Consider the following 684-nt stretch of genomic DNA (forward strand, 5'->3'; position numbering starts at 1 on the left):
GTTACAGCCACTCCGGCCGCACGCTGGCCTGACACGCTCAGGAGGAAGGCGGCGCCCACGACCAGCAACACCACGGGAAACAACGCGCCTTGCTCGAACCCGGCGACGAAGGACACGTTCGGCTGGGGCGCGCGGAACGGGAGACTCGCCAGCGCGAGTCCACCGTGCAGCGTGAAGAACAGCCCGGTCAACACTCCCACCGGCCGCGAGCGCCACAGCGCGCGCACGCCCATGAGGACACTCCCCAACAGCAGTCCCTCCAACAAGGCCTGGTAGAGCAGCACGGGGTGCCGCGCCGGGAGGATGCGGTGCAGCTCCGCGAGGAAGGACCCATCCGCGCGCGCCAGCCCCGCCACCTCGTGCCCGGGTGCATAGGCCAGCGTGGACACGTCGAACGACGGCGTCACGACGGGCTGGAAGTCGGGCAGCCCCACCTCGGCGGGAAAGCGCACGGCCCAGGGCACGGAGGCGATTTGCCCCAACGGCGCCCCCTCCATGAACCCCGCGAGCCCTCCCAACAGGAACCCCAGCGGCGCGAGCACCGCCAGCGCATCCGTCACCTGGAGCCACGAGCGCCGCTGCTGACGCGCGAAGTACACCGTGAAAGCCAGCACCCCCAGCACGGCCCCCAGCACCGACGCGCCGCCCTGTTTGAACTGGAAGAAGACGGAGCCGTCCCGGGAG

1 protein-coding gene is annotated in these 684 nt (G+C 70.8%); it reads right to left on the bottom strand.

All coding sequences use genetic code 11. The features are described from left to right. Positions 1-684: prolipoprotein diacylglyceryl transferase family protein (locus D7V88_RS41990; RefSeq protein WP_208726780.1), on the bottom strand; the 684-nt coding region annotated here is incomplete at both ends.

The sequence above is a fragment of the Corallococcus terminator genome, assembly GCF_003611635.1.
GTDB classification, from domain to species: Bacteria; Myxococcota; Myxococcia; order Myxococcales; family Myxococcaceae; genus Corallococcus; species Corallococcus terminator.